The following is a 15,890-nucleotide window of genomic DNA, read 5'->3' as shown; positions in this document are numbered from 1 at the left end:
CATCCATTTAAAGGTGAATCATGAAAGTCCATTTTGTCGTACACGAATCGTTTGAGGCGCCAGGCGCCTACGAAACCTGGATCCGGGAACGCGGCCACCAGGTAAGCTATTCTCGCGTCTACGCTCATGAGCCGCTGCCTCAGTCCATCGACGACATCGACCTGCTGGTGGTCATGGGGGGGCCGCAGTCACCCTCGACCACAGTAGAGGAATGCCCGCATTTTGACTCCAGGGCCGAGCAAGCGCTGATCGCGCGATGTGTTGCTGTGGGAAAGGCCGTCATCGGCGTCTGCTTGGGCGCACAGTTGCTCGGCGAGGCGCTGGGTGGTCGATGTGTGCGCAGCCCTGAGAAGGAAATCGGCAAGTTTCCCATCACGCTCACGGCCGAGGGGAAAGCGAGCGGCAAGTTCGCTCACTTCGGCGACACCCTGGAGGTCGGCCACTGGCACAGCGACATGCCCGGTCTGACCGACAGTGCCAAGGTTATTGCATACAGCGAAGGATGCCCATGCCAGATCGTCGAATACAGCGATCTCGTGTACGGTTTCCAGTGCCACATGGAATTCACGCCGAAGGTGATCGAACTGCTGATCGAGGCATCCGAACGCGAACTGGCGACGCTGACCGCACACCGCTTCGTGCAGCAGCCCGCAGCCCTACGTGCCAACGACTATGACGCCATGAACCAGAAATTGTTTGCCTTCCTCGACAAGCTCGTGGCGGCCTACACTGCCAAGAGCCAATGAGCTGAATCGAACGCCCAGTGACCAAGTGAAGCTCAGTCACTGGACGGTTCGCCGTCATCAGGCGCCGGCGATCGCTTCCTCCAGCATGTCCAGCCTGTCCTGACCCCAGAACAGTTCGCCACGATAGACATATGAGGGAGACCCAAACACCCCAGCGCTCACGGCCTGGTCGGTGTATTTCCGATACCGTTGAACAATTTCAGCGGCTTTCGCTCGGCTCAGCAGCGTTGTGCTGTCCAGATCCTGATCGTCCAGAACATCGCGCAGGGTTTCCTCTGCAGATATGTCGCGCTCCTCGACCCACTCGGCTCGCAGAATGGCTTTGTACAAGGGAAGAACCGCCAACCCTTGCAAATCAGCCGCGATCACGAGGCAAGAGGCTAGTTCAGCATTGGGGCACATGAACTTGGGGCGCGGGTTCACGTACATGCCCAGTTTCCGGCACCAGCCTTGGAGTTCGGTCACACGGTAGTTCTGCCGATCCTGAGACCGCTGCCCCAGCAGCACGCCCCCGGTCCGGGAATACACGTTGGGCAAATCCACGGGCATGTACGGGATGCTGACACCTTGACGTGTCGCCAAAGCCTCCAGGCGATCAGCACCAAGTTAGGCCCAGTCCGAGTTCATCCAGAAGTAGTAGTCGATGTGCTCGTGCTTCATGCTTGGCCTCTCAAGCCACCCGTTGTGGGAAGGGCGAAGCGCAATGGGTCGTGCTTGAACAGCGAACTGACGATCGCGACGATGCCAAGAGCAGTCAGGTACCACACGATGTAGCGCGCGTCGCCGCCACCATAGGCAAGCAGCGATGTCGCGACCAGAGGAGCCAGACCGCCGCCAATGGAACCTGAAACCTGAACCGCGATCGAAATACCGCTGTATCGCACCTCGGGTGGGAACTGAGCAGAGAACAGCCCGCCCTGGGGGCCGCGTCTGCAATGCTTGGCTGTGTGGACGTTGCAACCCAGGAATTTTCTCTTTGACGGAGTAATTGCCCCTCCAGCAACGCAAGCGCTGAGCGAGCCTCCTGGGCTAGCTTCACGAACTCGGCGCTGGCAGCATCGCCGTCGCGCCTGAGCGCCAGATGGAGGCGCAGCAGAGCTAGCGGCTTCATGTGAACCTCCTGCTCAAAGGATAGCCAACTCATCACCTGGGCTTGTGCCAGCCTGTCCTCGGGCGACCAAGGCGTGTCTCGTGTGAGGTAGAAGAGGATGGCCGCGGATTCGGTGATGCGCTGTCCATCCGGGAGTTCGAGAACGGGAACGCGGCCGAGCGGCGCGACGTCGCGGAATGACTGACTCGCCAGGTCGCCGCGGCGCCGCATTACGGGGGCCACATCGAACGGCTGATCGGCACGATGATGGGCAAGGTCCACCTGCTGCCGGGAACGACCTTCTCCAACGTGCAGACCAAGGGCGACCTCGATCCCTCCAAGAGCGCGGTGATGACCCTGGAGGAAGTCGAGCGGTGGTTGGGACACGCCATCGCCGGCGTGTATCACCGGGAAGTGCATCGAGGGCTGGGCGTGCCGCCGCAGGCTAAGTGGCTTGTCCGTGTTCAGCCAATCGCTGGCTTCGATCTCCTAGGGAAGGTCTGCACGAATCACTTGGAAGAGAGCTACGCTTGTCTGTGAGATAAAGCCTTCCCCGGCAAGGCGTCCAAACGCTGTCCAAGCGCCTCCTAGGGAAGCAATTGCCCGATTGCGTGGGCATTACGCCCCTTGCACGCGCACCTGTGCCATGGCTTGCAGCTTGTGCCTGGGCATCCACAGGTTGCTCAACGCGAATAGGGTGACGATCTGCGCCGTGTTTTTCTTGAGGCCACGGTAGCGCACCTTCACATATCCAAACTGCTGCTTGAGCACCCTGAAGGGGTGTTCCACCTTGGCCCGAATGCGCGCCTTGGTGCGCTCCAACTGGCCGATCAGATCATCAAGAGGCTTGTGCTTGTCTAGCGCTCGGCGCAGGCCTGGGCGCATGGCTACGTGCCAGCACACGGCTTGCCTGGCATCGGGGCGCTTGTCCACCCCTTGGTAGCCTGCATCGCCAAAGGCGTCCGTCTCCTGCCCGTGCAGCAGGCTGTTGGCTTGGACTACGTCGCTTACGTTGCCGCTGGTGCCCCGCACCGTGTGCACCAGGCCCGAATCCGCATCCACTCCAATGTGGACCTTCATGCCGAAGTACCACTGGTTGCCCTTCTTGCTCTGGTGCATCTCGGGGTCTCGCGCCTTGCCTTCGTTCTTGGTGGAGGTGGGCGCCGCAATCAGCGTGGCATCCACCGTAAGCGTCCGACCGCCACCGCCTTCCCTTCCCCGACCCTGCGCGCAATGATCGCCCGCACCTGGGCACCTCAATGTTGTGTCCACAAAGGAGATCATGGACACAAATCCCCGCACTGGACGTGCGTACAAGCGCGGCCCCTACAAGCGTCATCCGGTCGCGTTCAAGCGCGCTGTGGTCGAGGCATCGTTTGCGCCCGGCGCGTCGGTATCGCGTGTGGCGCGCGATCATGACATCAACGCCAACCAGGTCTTTCTGTGGCGCACGCTGTATCGGGACGGTCTGCTCGGGGACGATGAGCCGGCGCTGCTGCCGGTACGCATCGATGCGCCGATGCGCTCGCCGGCAACGGACCGTTGTGCCGCGCCGGTCGAACGCATCCGCACGGCAGCGCCCGGCGGCGTGTTGACGGTCGAGTTCGGCACGGTTCGGCTGCGCATCGAAGGCCGGCCCGATGCCGACACGCTGGCGCAGGTGCTCGAACGCCTGTCCGCGCGATGCTGATTCCATCGGGCACGCGCATCTGGCTGGCGGCCGGTGCCACCGACATGCGCCGCGGCTTCGACGGGCTGGCCTCTCTGGTGCAGCAGCGCCTGGGGGCGGACCCGTTCAGTGGCCACCTGTTCATCTTCCGCGGCCGGCGCGGCGACCGGGTCAAGCTCCTGTGGTGGGACGGCGACGGCATGTGCCTCTTGGCCAAACGGCTGGAGCGCGGTCGCTTCGTGTGGCCGCAGGCGGCCGATGGCGCCGTGCATCTGAGTGCGGCGCAACTGTCCATGCTGCTCGAGGGGATTGACTGGCGCACCCCGCGCAGGAGCGCGCCCGAACTGGCTGCCTGAGCCATTTCCGGCGCTCCACGCCCCGCCCGTTCGCCCAGCGCGTGCCTCCTGTTCACAGCGCGATTGATCGCGTAGACTGCGCCGCATGCCTGCGGCTTCCCCCTTCACCGACACCGACGCCCGCCGCGACGCCCACTCCGGGGCACTGTCGGCGCAGGTAGCCGCACTGCCCGACGACCCGATGCTGCTCAAGCATCTGCTCGATGCGCGTCTGGCCGAGATCGAACGGCTCAAGCTGCAGGTCGCCAAGCTCAAGCACGCACAGTTCGGCCGCCGCTCGGAGCGGCTGGGCGCGCTCTGCGGCCAGCTTGATCTCGGGTTGAGTACGGCGCAGCAAGAAGACGGCGAGGCCCGTGGCGCATCAGTCGATCTCGCCGCACTCGCCGAGGTCATCCCGATCGAATCCGCCCCGCGACACCCCGGCCGCAACCGGCTGCCCGATCACCTGCCGCGCAGCCGCATGGAACATCTGCCAACCTGCAGCGGCTGCCCGCAATGCGGCGGCGCTCTCAAGCACCTGGGCGAGGACGTGTCCGAAGAGCTGGAGTACGTCCCGGCCCGCTTCCGCGTGGTGCGCCACGTGCGCCCGAAGTTTGCCTGCGGTCGGTGCGAGGCCATCGTGCAGGCGCCCGCCCCCAGCCGGCCGATCATGGGCGGGCTGCCCGGCCCCGGGCTGCTCGCCCACGTGCTCACCGCCAAGTACTGCGACCACCTGCCGCTGTACCGGCAAAGCGCCATTTACGCGCGCGAGGGTGTGCGGCTGGAGCGTTCGACCCTGGCCGACTGGGTGAGCGCCACGGCGGATCTGCTCGCTCCGCTGGTGCAGGTGCTGTCGCGCTACGTGAGAGCAGGCGAGAAGATCCACGCCGACGATACGCCCTTGCCGGTGCTTGCTCCGGGCCGGGGACGCACGCGCACCGGGCGGCTGTGGGTGTATGTGCGCGACGACCGGCCGGCCGCCGGCACGGCTGCGCCCGCGGTGTGGTTCGCCTACTCGCCGGACCGGCGCGGTGCGCATCCGCAAGAGCACTTGCGCGACTTCAGCGGCATCGTGCAGGCGGACGCCTTCGCTGGCTTCGATGCGCTGTACGCCGGCGGGCGGATGCAGGAAGCCGGTTGCTGGGCGCATGTGCGACGCAAGTTCTTCGATCTCGTGCGCGCGCACGACTCGCCCATCGCCGAAGAGGCGCTGGTGCGCATCGGCGCCCTGTATGCCGTCGAAGCTGCGGTGCGCGGTGCGCCACCGCCGGTCAGGTGCGAAGCGCGCCAGATGCGCGCTCGTCCGCTGCTCGATGCGCTGCACGACTGGCTCACCACACAGAGACGGCGCGTGTCGGGCAAATCCGGCATTGGCGAGGCGATCCAGTACGCGCTCAACCACTGGCGGGCGCTGGTGCGCTATGCCGGCGACGGGCGCATCGAGATCGACAACAACGCGGCCGAACGCGCGCTGCGCGGCGTCGCTCTGGGGCGCAAGAATTATCTGTTTGCCGGGTCGGATGCCGGAGGTGAGCGCGCGGCCGCGATCTACAGCCTGATCGGCTCGGCCAAACTGAACGGGCTGGACCCGGAGGCCTATCTGCGCGAAGTGCTCGCACGCATTGCGGACCACCCGATCAATCGCATCGAGGAACTGTTGCCATGGAACATCGAAGCCGAAGCGCGCGCCCTGCACAGGCAAGCGGCGTGAAACCCGACCCGGCCAGCGACCCGCTGGCTGCACTCGAACACCTCAACGCACTGATACAGACCGAAGGCCAGATCACCCTGGGCCTCATGCGCCCGGTCGGCTGTGTGGCCATCGCCAACGACGACCACACCTGTCTGGCCATGCTGCGCAAGCGCAAGGACGAAACCCTGCATCAACTGCTGGTACGCCTGGATGCCGCCATCGGCAAAGCATGGGACGAGGGCGAATTCGCCGACGAGATCAACGCGCCACGCTGAGCACTCAAACGCAAGACGGCGGCGGTCGGACGCTTACCATCCACCGACGTCCCCCCAGTTTTGAGTAGCGCAACGATCTGGAGTCCAATCCCCCCCATCAAGGAGATTGGACGTGAAGAAGCGCTTTTCCGAAGAACAAATCATCGGGTTCCTGCGTGAGGCGGAGGCTGGCCTGCCGGTCAAGGAGCTGTGCCGCAGGCACGTCATGCAGCGCTTCTTCCATGGCCGGATCGCTGAGCTTGAACCACTGCTGCATGAAGTGGATGCGCAGCAGTGTCTGCACTGCAAAGGGCTGCTGACCCCGCCTGCCGCCCTCGGGTGCGTGGGGCTGTATCAGCGCTACCAGTTCAGCCCAGGGAACGACCAGTTCCATCGCATCCAGGAATTCGCGCTTGCGGGTGCGTTTGACTGTGTTGCTCAGGCCCAGGCTGCTTTGCTTCATGTCTGTATTGTCTGGGCTTCAGGCCCTTGCAAGCACATCAGGCGTGGATTCGTGCAGAGGGTCCCTAGGGCATGACGTCAACGCCTCGCATGCGAGCGAGTCTCACCCATTGCTGGGTGAGGCTTACTGCAGATCACTTGAGAGCAACCTTCGGAAAGTCGACTGGGATATCCAAGGCGACGTTGATGTAGTTGGTAAAGAGATTCAGGGCGACATGCGCCATGATCTCGACGATCTGCTCGTCGCCGAAGCCAGCCTCCCGCAGGGTCGCGACATCGGAATTCGTGATCTGGGCGCGCTGCTCAACCACCTTCAGGGCGAAGACCAAGGCCGCAGCGGTCTTGGTATCACCCGATTGGCCGACTTGGGCAGCGGACATTTCGGCGGAAGACGCACCGGCCTTCTGGCCGAGCACGGTATGGGCTGCCAGGCAGTATTCGCAGCGATTGCGGTTAGCGACGGCCACGGCAATCTGCTCGCCGAGCTTGGCGCCCAGAGTACCTTTGCCCAATGCGCCAAAGGCGGCCCACATGCTCTGCAAGGCAGCAGGCGAGTTAGCCACGGCCGTGAACATGTTGGGTGTGGTGCCGAAGGCTTGCTTGATCTGGGCCAGCAGGGGCTGGCTTGCTGCGGGGATGTGTTGAGTTTGAATGTTTACGCGAGACATATCGATTTCCTTAAGGATGTCAGGTTGAAGTGAAGAGAGGAAGTTGGATAGATACGTGTTACTTGTTGACCTTGCCGGGTAGCGACAGGTCGCCCGATGCGACCTTGAAGACGTTTGCAACGCAAAGCAGCGGGCTGTGCACGCTGGCGTTTACGCGCAGCGCAGCCGTCACGCCGTCGAAAGCACCCGATTCGACCGCGCCGATGTCATCGAACGGCACGCGCACTTCGACGGTCCCGCCCTTGAACGTCGGGCTCCAGCCCGGGCTGTCGATCAGGATGGGAAGGCCCGGCCAAGTCTTGGGCACACGAGGCTTGGCGCCTTCGGGGATGTCCACCACCTTCAAGGCATCCTTCCCGCAGGCCGGGTCCGGCTGCAGGACCACCCAGTGCGAGTGCCAGAGGTCGCCATCGTTGTCCAGCTTCCCGTCGCCGTTTTCGTCGAACAGCGGCGTGTCGTCGAAGTCGGGGTGGGAAGTGACTGCGAACGCCAGGATGCCGGCCTTCGGCTCGAAGCCGATCACGGACGGGTCCAAGCTGGTCGGCCAGACGTAAGAGAAGACCGAACTGCCGGCGAGTTTGCCGGACTTGGCAGGACGGCTGGCACCGGCCTTGCCGGACACAGCAATGTGGAAGATGGCGACGTTACCTTCGGTGGAAATCTTGGTATGAACGATGTCAAAGGACGCCTTGACGGCTTTGCTAGCCTTAGTGGCAAGACCGCTAAGGTGGCCCGTATCGTGGGCGGCTGCGCCACCGGCGAAGCCGGTCAGCAGCGAGGCGATGAGGAGGGGTAATTTCAGCGATTTCATGGACTTCCCTTTCTGGAGAGTGATTTGATGTAGGTAGTATGGGTGGTCTGAATGTATGATTGGGATCAATTTGTTCATAAAACATACCATTTAGTTCAATGAAAGCCTCTCCTTCTATCGACCGTCTTTCCGGCATCCTCGAACGATTCCGGGTGCAGGCCCAGTTGCATCATTCCGGCGCACTGTGCGGGCTCAACCACTTCGACGCCTGCGAGGGACATGGTTATCTGCACGTGTTACGTCGTGGCCAGTTGAAGGTGAGTCACCCGGGTGCGCGCGATTTGCCCAAGTCGATGCACTTCGACGAGCCGACCCTGCTGCTGTATCCGCGCCCCTTCACTCATCGCTTCCACAACGCCCCCGTGGAGGGCTCTGATTTCACCTGCGCGCGGTTGCACTTCGACGGTGGCTTATACAACCCTCTCGCACGAGCGCTGCCCCCTTTGATCGCGTTGCCACTGGCGCGAGTGTCGGGTCTGGATTTGGCGCTTGAATTGCTGTTTGCTGAGACTGATCGAGTGCGCTGCGGTCAGCGGTTGCTGGTCGATCGGATATTCGAGGTGGTTGTGATCCAGCTAATTCGCTGGTTGCTTGACCATCCGCTGGAAGCGGGTGTGCGTCCTGGCTTCATCACCGGATTGTCGGATCCGCGTTTGGCACGTGCTCTGGTCGCCATGCACGATGCTCCGGGTGAGCCTTGGTCGGTGGAGCGTATGTCTGAATGTGCCGGCATGTCGCGCACGGCGTTTTCCAACACCTTTCGCGAGGTGGTAGGTCAAACTCCGGCAGACTACCTGAACGACTGGCGTATGGCGCTAGCGCAGAACAGACTGCGCGAAGGCCAACCCATCAAGGTCCTGGCTGAAGAACTCGGATATGCGAACCCCTCGGCACTATCGCGCGCATTCTCGGCCAAGGTAGGAATGTCCCCTCGTGATTGGCTAACGAAGACCTCAGTGGGATCGGACGAATGAGCTTCGGCGGACCAAAAATTCCTCTGCAGTTCCACTCTCACCCACTTTGGACTCTTTAACCAACCGAAGGATCGCGCTGTCGGCCAAACTTTCAGGACACCCTGCTCCGCGCAACACCGCGAAGATCTGTTGCCCCAGTCGCGGCTCAATCACGGGCTTCCACGGCACCAGGCTGAACCCCGGCCGTCATCGAGCACGATGTAACTATCACTGGCAAGCATGAAGTTGCGCCGGTAGATGCCGGACACGCCGCGCAGGCTCGCCAGGGCTGGAGGCTTCAGCAACTGACTTGAATGTCAAGCGTGCGGCTCGATAGGCGTTCCATTGCAGCCTCGCGTTGACACGCGGCCTGATATGAAACATCATTAGTTACATGAAACGTGACAGCCGCCTGTCTTCTGTCCTGCATGCGCTGCTACACATGGCCGAGCAGGATGGGCCGATCACCTCCGAAACCTTGGCCCAATGCCTGGGCACCAACCCTGTTGTCGTCCGGCGCACCATGGGATATCTGCGAGAGGCTGGCATCGTGACTTCGGATCGAGGCCACGCGGGTGGATGGCGCATCCATGCCAACCTTGGCTCCGTCACCCTCCGCCAGCTGCACGAAGCGCTGGGCGAGCCGGCCATGTTTGCTATCGGCAACCGCAACGAAACACCGGAGTGCTTGGTAGAGCAGGCGGTGAATGCCGCGCTCGAAGGCGCCTTTGCCGAAGCCGAGGCGCTGCTGCTGAAGCGGTTTTCGGAAATTACCCTCGCCGATCTGGCCGCTGACTTTGCGCGCCGGCATGCGGCGGTGCGACGCAAAAGGAGTTGACCATGCACCACGACGTCATCGTCATCGGTGGGAGCTATGCGGGAATGGCTGCAGCCCTGCAACTGGTGCGGGCGCGCAGATCCGTGCTAGTGATCGATGCGGGCGAGCGGCGCAACCGCTTCGCCAGCCATTCACACGGGTTTCTCGGCCAGGATGGCGTTCCCCCCGGCGAGATCGCGGCGAACGCGCGCCGCCAGCTCGAAGCCTATCCGACGATCTCCTGGCTTGAGGGCCGGGCCGAAGCCGTTACAGGGCAGGTGGACGAATTCACTGTCACTACGTCCGATGGCGTATCGCACCAAGGCCGCCGCATCCTGCTGGCCACCGGCGTGGCCGACCAGTTGCCTGCCGTGCAGGGCCTCGGGGAGCGTTGGGGCACGGCAATCTTCCATTGTCCGTACTGCCATGGTTATGAACTCCGTCAGGGTCACATCGGCATCGTTGGCGCCGGCCCGATGTCCATTCACCAGGCCGAACTGTTGACCGACTGGGGCGACGTGACCTTGCTCGTCAACGGCGCTGTGGAACTGAGTCTAGAGGCCAGGTCCACCTTGGAGCGCCGGGGCGTGACGATCGAAGAAGCGCCCATCGACAGGATCGAAGGGCATGCCGATGTGGTGATGGCCGATGGGCATCTACTTCGATTTACTGGCCTGTTCACAGCGACGCGCACCTCTCCTTCGAATTCCCTGGCTGAAGCGCTGGGCTGTGCGCTGGAAGAGACGCCTATGGGTATCCAGGTTCGCACCGATGCCGAGAGCAAGACCTCGGTGACTGGCGCATTTGCCTGCGGTGACGTCGCGCGGGCACCCCATTCGGTATCGCTGGCCGTGGGCAACGGCGCGATGGCAGGAGCCCAGGTCCACCGCTCTCTGCTTTGGCCCGAGACCATTGCCCCAGTGCAATCGGAAGGCCGCGCTCGATGACGCCGTTCTCCGACCCGACGGCTGTATCAGGCTATGCAGACAGGACCGCAAGGATCGTACCGGGCCTTCGGGATCTGCACCGGATGGCAGGTGTGTTACTGGCCGAACGCGCGCCTACCGACGCGCGCATCCTGGTGCTCGGCGCCGGCGGCGGGCTGGAGTTGAAGGCCTTTGCCGAAATGCAGCCCGGCTGGCACTTTGACGGCGTCGATCCCTCCGCAGAGATGCTCGAACTCGCCCGCACGACCCTGGGCCCGATGGCGCCTCGCGTGCGCTTGCACGAAGGGTATATCGACAGCGCCCCTAAGGGGCTGTTCGATGGCGCGACCTGCCTGCTGACACTGCACTTCCTGCCACCAGCTGAGCGCCTGAAGACGTTGCAGGAGATGCACCTGCGGCTCAAGCCCGGTGCGCCCTTTGTCGTCGCGCATCACAGCTTTCCTTGCGAAGATCCCGCCAGGGACAGATGGCTTTCGCGCAATGCGGCGTTTGCGGCAGCCTCCGGTGTGCCCGTGGTCCAGGCCGAAGGCAGCATCACGGCGATAAAAGAGCGGCTGCCAGTGCTTTCACCGCAGCAGGATGTCGATCTGCTTCGCGAGGCTGGATTCACGGACATCGACCTTTTCTATTGCGCGTTCACCTTCAAGGGCTGGGTTGCCTACCCACCATGAGGGATGGAGTCCACTCGGCCTCATGTGACACAAGGCCACCCTCAGCATCGGTGCGCCCAGGTGCGGCCCTTCTTTCCAGGGCCTGGCGGTTCTCACCATGGCATTCAGAATATTCAGCAGCTTGCGCATGCAAGCCACGATGGCGACCTTCTTGGGCTTGCCTACTGCCACCAACCGCTCATACCAGGTTTGGGACACAGGGTTGTGCCGCATAGCCACGATTGCCGCCTTGTAGAGAGCGCTGCGCACTGCTGTCCGACCACCGCAAATCATGCGCTTTCCGCGTGACTGGCCCGAGTCCAATTCATTGGCGCTCCACCCACCAGCGATATCTACTTGGCCTTCAGCTGGCCCAGGTCTGGAAGCTCGGAAATCAGCGCACCATCGTCGCCAGCCCAACGCCTTTGACGTTCTGCAAGAGCTTCGTCAGATTGGCTTGATGCTTGGAAAAACGTGCTGCGATCCTCGCATCGATGTCATGAACGTGGTGCTTCAGATTGTTCATCAACTCAATGATTCCCGGCTGCACATCTCCGTGAGAGGTGTACTTGCGCTGACGTTCACTGACTTGCAAGCGCACATGCTGCCTCCGGCGAGTCACCAGCGCATGCAGACACTGCTGTGTTTCATCTGTCATCGGTTTGGTGAAACGATGCTTGGTGCGTCACGGACTGAATCTGGACGCGCTCACTGTGCGATTGGTGCTGCCGTCCAATGGCGCGGCGCTGGAAGCGGTAGGGGCCCCGGCGGGCTGATTGCAGCAGTGTCCGATCTGGCTGCGACGTCGCGGCTGGCCACAGGGCAGGTTGTGCGGCTGAACTATGAGTTGTCGCCCCGAGACTTTCGCTTCATCACGCACCGGTCGCGGCGGGAAAGCCGGGCGGTGGCCGCCTTCGTTCAATCGCATGACCCTCTCGAACACTCGCTCCGACCTTAGGGGCTCGTATATCCGATGGACGGCCCGCGTGCCCAACCAATCTCCCATGACACCCCACCGCCGCGCACCGTGGCGGCAATCTGCTGCCCCACCCGCTGCTCGATCACCGGCTTCCATGGCACCAGGCTGAACCTCATGCCGTCATCGAGCATGGCGTAGCGCCCGCTGGCGAGCATGACGGAACGCCGGTAGATGCCGGCGACGCGTTGGCCGTCTGTGACAGGGCGATGCTCCAATCCGGTTTCGGTGGCAATGTCCTTTGCAGCCTGCGCCAGTTCCCGATTGCGCAGTGTGCCTAACAGGTTGCGCGCCAGGATCACACGCTGTCCTCGCCGCTCGGCCAGCCCCTGTTCGGCCAGGAAGTCGGCGCGCTGCTGCAAAGCGTCCTTGGCCTCGCCGCCAAAGCCCAGGTCACCCAGCCCCTTGCCGCCGCCGATCAACTGCTGATCCAGCCAGGTCGCGCCGATCACCCGCGCCTGCCGCTCAATCGGCAGATGCGATTTCAGCTCCACGGCGACACCACCCAGCCGTTGTGCGTCGTACTGGCGGCCACGCTCCGCCAGATCGTCCGGCACCTTCCATAGCCCCTCGGCCACGCGCTCCACGATGCCGGCGCGGCGCAGGGCTTCCAGCCGGCGGACGTGGGTCGCAACGACTTCCTGCGGATCACGGCCCGGCACTGCCTGCCCCTGCGCGATGGCCAGGTGATGGTCGGTGCGGTACAGGCCACCGCTCGCCAGAGCAGTGATGTTCCTGTCGGCGGCACGCACGTCGGCCGATCCCTTCACCTCCACCACGGCGCCGGTCGGGTAGTTCGCCAGCTCGTCGCGGGCATTGAGCGCAACGTAGTGGGCCTTGCCGTCCACGCCGTCGATGACCAGATAGCCCCGGTCGCGCAGCTCGTCGGCCAGCCCCTTCGCGGCCACGCGGCCGAGAATGATTCGGCCATCCTCGCCCGGCTCGAACACCGCCAGCTCGCGCGGCTCGCCGCGCATGGCCCGCTGCATGGTGCGAATGATGTCGCCACGCTCGCCCAGGGCGCGCAAGGTCTTCTCCGCATCGGCATGAATGGCCCAGGTGCCGGGCTGCATCTCGTCGGCCAAGCCCAGGCGCTGCAAGCGTTGCAGGCGGCCGATCAGCAGCAGGCGCTGGCGTTGCAACTTCGGTTCGTTGAAGCGTTCGATCTGCACTCGGCCATCCTCGCCCGCCTCCCGTTGCAGAGTGCGATCGAGGCTCGTCCATCGCCCTTGTTCCACCTCGCGCCCCAAGGTCTGCTGGATCTCCAGTTCGGTGCGCGGCCCCAGCCATTCCGTCGCCAGCTCGGCGGCCCGGTGACGGAAGCCGTGGGCGATATAGTCGCCGGCGATGATGAGGTCTTTGCCGGTGTCGTCGCGCCCGCGCACCACGATGTGCGTGTGCAGGTTGTCGGTGTTCCAGTGGTTGACGGCCACCCAATCGAGGCCCGTGCCCAGGTCGGCTTCCATGCGGCTCATGAGGTGCCGCGTGTAGGTGCGCAAGTCTTCGAGTTCCGCGCCATCCTCGGGCGAGAGGATGAAGCGGAAATGGTGCCGGTCGTCGGCGCAGCGTTCCTTGAAGGCGTCGAGGTCGGCGGCATCGATCTGCGGCCCGTAGGCTTGGCCAGGCTCGCCATCGCGGCCCACGCCGTCGCGCTCGATGTAGCGCAGGTGCTTGGCGAGCGACTGCGGGCTGGCCTGGCGCTGGTTGACCAGCAGCGTCTTGATGGTCACGCGCCGCGACATGGGTGTCAGCTTCGCCCCCGCGAAGCGCGCCGCCGTGTGGCCGCGACCCAGGCGCGAGCCGGGCCGCTGGCCCGTGCCCCTCCCGGAGCCGCTGGCAACGCCAGGACGACGCACCGACGGCTTGCCGCCGCTGGCCTTGCCTGCCTGCTCGAGCACCTTGGAGACGAAGCCCTGGCCCCGGTTCTTGGAGGCGTTGGGGCGGATGCGGAAATCGTCGTCGCGGCGATCCGTCATGGCTGTGCCCTCTGCAAGCTCCGGCGTGTTTGGTCGTGCGAAGCACGCGGACATGCCTGCATTGGCGCGGGCTTCGCGCCACAAGCGGCACGGCGACGAAGCCGCTCCGTGCCGCGCAACCCCCATGTGCAGACTGGCTTTCGACGCGGCCCGGTGCCGCGTCCTTTTGTCTTGCCTTCCGCCTTTGCCCTTCGCTGGCGCTCCGGGCAGCGGCGGCCAGGCGGCGCTGCTGCGCGAGCAGCCAGCGCGCCGGCGAACGCGGCGACGGCCATAGGCCGGGCGCGTTCGAGGCAAGACGCCTGCACGTTGGACGGCTGCGCCGGAGGCAGCGCGAAGTGCGGTGCGAATGCACCCGCACTGCACGCGCGACGACACGGCGACGGCCAGCAGAACGACACGCCCGATGGCACGATGAGATGCACGGCAACGTGCAGCGAATCGACGGCCATCATGGGCGGGATTCCAGCCAGACCGGATGCGCGATGCCGATCACGGCGGATGCGCTGACCGGCCCGAAATACCGGCTGTCGAACGACGCTGGGTTGGTCACGCTCAAGAGGAACAGTTCGCCGGGTTCGAGACGACGGCATTGCTGCCAGGATGGCAGCGGCCGACCCCAGCGGTCAGCAGGCAGCACGGCGGCCGAAGGCGCGCCGTCGATGCGGACAACGCGGTCGGTGATGCACACCTCCTGCGGCGCGACGGCGCCCACGCGCTTGAGCAGCGGCACGCGCGTCGGCAGGTAGCCGCGCTGCGCGGCCAGCAAGGCGGCGTGTGGCGGCAGCGTGGTCAGGACGATGCTGCCCACGGACAAAGGACGTGGCAGCGAGGTGGTGCCGTGGTGCAGCGGATCGACGCGATACCAGCCGACCGCCACGCTGTCGGATGGGTTGTAGATCAGGCGCGGCAGCGGATGCACGAAGGACGCCCAAGCCAGCGCAGCGAGGCCGCAGGCGGACAGGCCCGCCAGCACGAGGCGAGCGCGCAAGCGCGAGCGAGGACGCGGCGCGGTGCTGGCAGTCGAAACGGCGGTCATGGTAGTTCCCTCCCGATGAGCCAGGCGGCGTGCCGCTCGGCGGTGTATTCGGGCAGCGGTAAGCGCGCAGCGAGACGGTTGGCGAGCGTGCGCCAGTACGCGGGCGAGACAGCGGCGGGTGCGATACCCAGCGCTTCGATGGCGTCGATGCGCTCCAGCACGGCGCGCACCTGGTTCTCGCCCTCGGCGTGCAGCAGCAGGCGCGCGCCCGGCTGCACGCCGGGGATGCGCTGTGCCGCATCTAGCTACCAAAAGGAGGCCCCCCGGCTCTGCCGGGGAGGCAGTAGAAGTTTGACTTTTCAGGAGGTTGTCCACCGTAGAGACTTTCAATCGTGAGCCGCCAAGCAAACGAAAGGAAGAAACACGATGGACAAGTATGAAAGTTTGAGTCACACGGCCTGGGATTGCAAATATCACGTGGTCTTCATCCCCAAGTGTCGAAGGCGAACGCTGTACAAGCAGCTACGCGAACACCTGGGTGAGGTATTCAGAAAGTTGGCCGCGCAAAAGGAATGCAGGGTTGAAGAGGGGCATCTGATGCCCGATCACGTGCACATGATGCTGTCGATCCCACCGAAGTACTCGGTGTCGCAGGTGGTGGGCTTTATCAAAGGCAAGAGCGCAATCCACCTTGCGCGGGTGTACGGAGAGCGAAAGCGCAACTTCGTGGGTCAGCACTTCTGGGCGCGAGGGTACTTCGTCTCGACGGTGGGACGCGACGAAGCGGTGATACGGGAGTACATCCGAAACCAGGAGAAGGAAGACGAGAGGTTGGACCAACTCGGTCTATGGAGGTGAGTAGCCACC

At 64.0% G+C, this 15,890-nt stretch carries 17 protein-coding genes and 8 pseudogenes; 12 read left to right on the top strand and 13 right to left on the bottom strand.

Going from position 1 to position 15,890, the window contains the following annotated elements; translation table 11 throughout:
• The first annotated feature begins 20 nt into the window (after positions 1-20).
• Positions 21-746: a type 1 glutamine amidotransferase gene (locus BDD18_RS02070; protein ID WP_142081095.1), complete on the top strand. Its 726-nt coding sequence runs from the start codon at positions 21-23 to the stop codon at positions 744-746.
• Between the two features lie 57 nt (positions 747-803).
• Here the strand turns inward: BDD18_RS02070 and BDD18_RS02065 are convergent.
• From BDD18_RS02065 to BDD18_RS22890, 3 pseudogenes are all read right to left on the bottom strand, one after another.
• Positions 804-1,406, bottom strand: a pseudogene (locus BDD18_RS02065) (DsbA family protein).
• Positions 1,403-1,681 (bottom strand): annotated as a pseudogene (locus BDD18_RS02060) (MFS transporter); the annotation flags it as partial. The pseudogenes BDD18_RS02060 and BDD18_RS02065, both read right to left, overlap by 4 nt.
• A gap of 311 nt (positions 1,682-1,992) precedes the next feature.
• A pseudogene (locus tag BDD18_RS22890) lies at positions 1,993-2,067 on the bottom strand (hypothetical protein); the annotation flags it as partial.
• A gap of 33 nt (positions 2,068-2,100) precedes the next feature.
• Between BDD18_RS22890 and BDD18_RS22000 the strand changes: the two are divergent.
• Entirely contained in the window at positions 2,101-2,376 is a 276-nt protein-coding gene (locus BDD18_RS22000) for a hypothetical protein (RefSeq protein WP_170207364.1), read from the top strand.
• A 78-nt stretch (positions 2,377-2,454) separates the two neighbouring features.
• On the opposite strand, the pseudogene BDD18_RS02050 reads toward BDD18_RS22000, so the two are convergent.
• A pseudogene (locus tag BDD18_RS02050) lies at positions 2,455-3,021 on the bottom strand (IS5 family transposase); the annotation flags it as partial.
• A 97-nt stretch (positions 3,022-3,118) separates the two neighbouring features.
• Here BDD18_RS02050 and tnpA (BDD18_RS22700) point away from each other — a divergent pair.
• The 5 genes and pseudogenes from tnpA (BDD18_RS22700) to BDD18_RS02025 form a co-directional block, all read left to right on the top strand.
• Positions 3,119-3,526: an IS66-like element accessory protein TnpA gene (gene tnpA, locus BDD18_RS22700; RefSeq protein WP_142081092.1), complete on the top strand. Its 408-nt coding sequence runs from the start codon at positions 3,119-3,121 to the stop codon at positions 3,524-3,526.
• Positions 3,520-3,861: an IS66 family insertion sequence element accessory protein TnpB gene (gene tnpB / locus BDD18_RS02040; protein ID WP_142081090.1), complete on the top strand. Its 342-nt coding sequence runs from the start codon at positions 3,520-3,522 to the stop codon at positions 3,859-3,861. Before tnpA (BDD18_RS22700) ends, tnpB begins: the two co-directional genes overlap by 7 nt.
• Positions 3,862-4,006: 145 nt before the next feature.
• Entirely contained in the window at positions 4,007-5,551 is a 1,545-nt protein-coding gene (gene tnpC, locus BDD18_RS02035) for an IS66 family transposase (protein WP_420837305.1), read from the top strand.
• Positions 5,548-5,808, top strand: coding sequence for a hypothetical protein (locus BDD18_RS02030; RefSeq protein WP_211360654.1), 261 nt, complete (start codon positions 5,548-5,550; stop codon positions 5,806-5,808). The genes tnpC and BDD18_RS02030 overlap by 4 nt, the downstream gene beginning before the upstream one ends.
• A 112-nt stretch (positions 5,809-5,920) precedes the next feature.
• Positions 5,921-6,010, top strand: a pseudogene (locus tag BDD18_RS02025) (transposase); the annotation flags it as partial.
• On the opposite strand, the pseudogene BDD18_RS02020 reads toward BDD18_RS02025, so the two are convergent.
• The 3 genes and pseudogenes from BDD18_RS02020 to BDD18_RS02010 all read right to left on the bottom strand — a co-directional run.
• A pseudogene (locus tag BDD18_RS02020) lies at positions 6,005-6,250 on the bottom strand (transposase); the annotation flags it as partial. The pseudogenes BDD18_RS02025 and BDD18_RS02020 sit on opposite strands and share 6 nt — an antisense overlap.
• 133 nt (positions 6,251-6,383) lie before the next feature.
• A complete protein-coding gene (locus BDD18_RS02015; RefSeq protein WP_142081086.1) occupies positions 6,384-6,917 on the bottom strand; it encodes a carboxymuconolactone decarboxylase family protein in 534 nt (177 codons plus the stop codon).
• 58 nt (positions 6,918-6,975) lie between these two features.
• Positions 6,976-7,728, bottom strand: coding sequence for a hypothetical protein (locus BDD18_RS02010; protein WP_142081084.1), 753 nt, complete (start codon positions 7,726-7,728; stop codon positions 6,976-6,978).
• A gap of 98 nt (positions 7,729-7,826) precedes the next feature.
• On the opposite strand from BDD18_RS02010, the gene BDD18_RS02005 reads away from it, so the two are divergent.
• Complete coding sequence (locus tag BDD18_RS02005; protein WP_142081082.1) at positions 7,827-8,702, top strand: AraC family transcriptional regulator; 876 nt, start codon at positions 7,827-7,829, stop codon at positions 8,700-8,702.
• A 55-nt stretch (positions 8,703-8,757) separates the two neighbouring features.
• Here BDD18_RS02005 and BDD18_RS22885 read toward each other — a convergent pair.
• Positions 8,758-8,950 (bottom strand): annotated as a pseudogene (locus BDD18_RS22885) (DUF3363 domain-containing protein); the annotation flags it as partial.
• A 125-nt stretch (positions 8,951-9,075) separates the two neighbouring features.
• Here BDD18_RS22885 and BDD18_RS01995 point away from each other — a divergent pair.
• The 3 genes from BDD18_RS01995 to BDD18_RS01985 are packed head-to-tail and all read left to right on the top strand — an operon-like array spanning position 9,076 to position 11,116.
• Positions 9,076-9,519, top strand: a complete 444-nt coding sequence (locus tag BDD18_RS01995; RefSeq protein WP_142081080.1) for an Rrf2 family transcriptional regulator — start codon at positions 9,076-9,078, stop codon at positions 9,517-9,519.
• Positions 9,520-9,521: 2 nt separating this feature from the next.
• The gene (locus BDD18_RS01990; RefSeq protein WP_142081078.1) at positions 9,522-10,445 is read left to right on the top strand and encodes an NAD(P)/FAD-dependent oxidoreductase; all 924 of its coding nucleotides are present in this window, start codon (positions 9,522-9,524) and stop codon (positions 10,443-10,445) included.
• Positions 10,442-11,116, top strand: a complete 675-nt coding sequence (locus BDD18_RS01985) for a class I SAM-dependent methyltransferase (RefSeq protein WP_142081076.1) — start codon at positions 10,442-10,444, stop codon at positions 11,114-11,116. Before BDD18_RS01990 ends, BDD18_RS01985 begins: the two co-directional genes overlap by 4 nt.
• Here BDD18_RS01985 and BDD18_RS22880 read toward each other — a convergent pair.
• From BDD18_RS22880 to BDD18_RS01955, 5 genes and pseudogenes are all read right to left on the bottom strand, one after another.
• Complete coding sequence (locus BDD18_RS22880; protein WP_476723696.1) at positions 11,012-11,419, bottom strand: transposase; 408 nt, start codon at positions 11,417-11,419, stop codon at positions 11,012-11,014. The two genes, BDD18_RS01985 and BDD18_RS22880, sit on opposite strands and share 105 nt — an antisense overlap.
• 70 nt (positions 11,420-11,489) lie before the next feature.
• Complete coding sequence (locus BDD18_RS22245; protein ID WP_211360651.1) at positions 11,490-11,753, bottom strand: hypothetical protein; 264 nt, start codon at positions 11,751-11,753, stop codon at positions 11,490-11,492.
• Between the two features lie 296 nt (positions 11,754-12,049).
• Positions 12,050-14,047, bottom strand: coding sequence for a relaxase/mobilization nuclease domain-containing protein (locus BDD18_RS01970; protein ID WP_142081074.1), 1,998 nt, complete (start codon positions 14,045-14,047; stop codon positions 12,050-12,052).
• A gap of 448 nt (positions 14,048-14,495) precedes the next feature.
• The gene (locus BDD18_RS01960; protein WP_142081071.1) at positions 14,496-15,083 is read right to left on the bottom strand and encodes a S26 family signal peptidase; all 588 of its coding nucleotides are present in this window, start codon (positions 15,081-15,083) and stop codon (positions 14,496-14,498) included.
• Positions 15,080-15,328: pseudogene (locus BDD18_RS01955) on the bottom strand (DUF2840 domain-containing protein); the annotation flags it as partial. The pseudogene BDD18_RS01955 and the gene BDD18_RS01960, both read right to left, overlap by 4 nt.
• 121 nt (positions 15,329-15,449) lie before the next feature.
• Between BDD18_RS01955 and tnpA (BDD18_RS01950) the strand changes: the two are divergent.
• The gene (gene tnpA / locus BDD18_RS01950; RefSeq protein WP_026437438.1) at positions 15,450-15,881 is read left to right on the top strand and encodes an IS200/IS605 family transposase; all 432 of its coding nucleotides are present in this window, start codon (positions 15,450-15,452) and stop codon (positions 15,879-15,881) included.
• The last annotated feature ends 9 nt before the right edge of the window (positions 15,882-15,890 follow it).

The organism is Acidovorax temperans (assembly GCF_006716905.1).
Taxonomy (GTDB): Bacteria; Pseudomonadota; Gammaproteobacteria; order Burkholderiales; family Burkholderiaceae_C; genus Acidovorax; species Acidovorax temperans.
This window is presented reverse-complemented; position numbering and strand designations above follow the sequence as displayed.